This is a genomic window from uncultured Amaricoccus sp. (genome assembly GCF_937858865.1).
Taxonomy (GTDB): domain Bacteria; phylum Pseudomonadota; class Alphaproteobacteria; order Rhodobacterales; family Rhodobacteraceae; genus Amaricoccus.
In genome coordinates this window covers 1-1714 of the sequence record NZ_CALLYO010000633.1, presented here as the reverse complement: position 1 = coordinate 1714, position 1714 = coordinate 1, and the positions used below count along the sequence as shown (strand labels likewise).

Sequence of the window (1714 nt, the reverse complement as noted above, 5' to 3'; positions counted from 1 at the left end):
CGGGACGGACGGGGAGGGCGCCCCCCTTCCGTCCCGCGCCCGCCCGAGCCGGGCGGGATGCGGCGCCTACTCCGCCGCCTTCGCCATCGGGTTGTTCGGATGCGTCGTCCAGTTGGCATACTCCGGCCGCACCACCTCGCCGGTGCGGGCGTCGACCGTGCCGGGGGCGAGCGCGACCATGTCGATGCAGCCCTCGACCGGGCAGACGTTGACGCAGAGGTTGCAGGCGACGCACTCCTCGTCCTTCACCTCGAAGACCCGCCCCGGCAGCATGGCGATCGCCTGGTGCGAGGTATCCTCGCAGGCGGCGTAGCAGCGCCCGCAGTGGATGCAGAGCGCCTGGTCGATCCGCGCCTTGGCGACATAGTTGAGGTTCAGATACTGCCAGTCGGTGACGTTCGGCACCGCCCGGCCGCGGAAGGCGGCGAGGTCGGCATGCCCGCCCGCGTCCATCCACTGCCCGAGCCCGGTGATCATCTCCTGCACCACGCGGAAGCCGTAGGTCATCGCCGCGGTGCAGACCTGCACCGGCCCGGAGCCGAGCGCCATGAACTCCGCCGCGTCGCGCCAGGTCGTCACCCCGCCGATGCCGGAGATCGGCCGGCCGGCCGTCTCCGGGTCGCGGGCGATCTCGGCCACCATGTTGAGCGCGATCGGCTTCACCGCCGGCCCGCAGTAGCCGCCGTGCGATCCCTTGCCGTCGATCGAGGGCTCCGGGCTGAAGGTGTCGAGATCGACGCCGGTGATCGAGCTCACCGTGTTGATCAGGCTGACCGCGTCCGCACCCCCCCTGAAGGCGGCCCGCGCCGGATAGCGGATGTCGGTGATGTTCGGCGTCAGCTTGACGATCACCGGCATCCGGCTGTTCGCCTTGCACCAGCGGGCGACCATCTCGATGTATTCCGGCACCTGGCCGACCGCCGAGCCCATGCCGCGCTCGCTCATCCCGTGCGGGCAGCCGAAGTTGAGCTCGACCCCGTCGGCGCCGGTCTCCTCGACCAGCGGCAGGATCGTCCGCCAGCTCGCATCGTCGCAGGGCACCATCAGGCTGACCACCAGCGCCCGGTCCGGCCAGTCGCGCTTCACCGCCTTGATCTCGCGCAGGTTCACCTCGAGCGGCCGGTCGGTGATCAGCTCGATGTTGTTGAGCCCGAGCAGCCGCCGGTCCGCCCCCCAGACCGCCCCGTAGCGCGGCCCGTTCACGTTCACGACGTGCGGGTCGAGCCCGAGCGTCTTCCAGACCACCCCGCCCCAGCCCGCCTCGAAGGCGCGGCGGACGTTGTACTCCTTGTCGGTCGGCGGCGCCGAGGCCAGCCAGAAGGGGTTCGGCGACTTGATGCCGACGAAGTCGCTGCGCAGGTCAGCCATCACGGGACCCTCCGGAAGATTGCGCTTGGTTCGATGTGAGAATGTCCGCCGCCTGTCCGACCGCCGCTCCAGAACGAAGAGGGCAGCGCCCGACCCGGCGGGCGAGAAGCGCCCGCGTCGTGCCGGAGGCACGCCTTCGGCGTGACGGGGCGGGCGGGCGCTGCCCGAGGCAGGGCCTCGGGCGGGACAGACGGGGAGGGCACCCCTCTTCCGTCGCCGTCAGCCCACCCGGAGCCCGTCCGAAACAGCCAGCCCCGTCCGACCGCCGCTCCAGGGCGTAAAGGGCAGCGCCCCGACCCGGCGGGCGAGAAGCGCCCGCCTGGGGGCGGGGCGGGCGCTGCCCGAG

General features: G+C 72.0%; 1 protein-coding gene. It reads right to left on the bottom strand.

Going from position 1 to position 1714, the window contains the following annotated elements:
* Positions 1-66: 66 nt before the first annotated feature.
* Entirely contained in the window at positions 67-1368 is a 1302-nt protein-coding gene (preA, locus tag Q0112_RS18920) for an NAD-dependent dihydropyrimidine dehydrogenase subunit PreA (protein WP_297977630.1), read from the bottom strand.
* Positions 1369-1714: the final 346 nt, after the last annotated feature.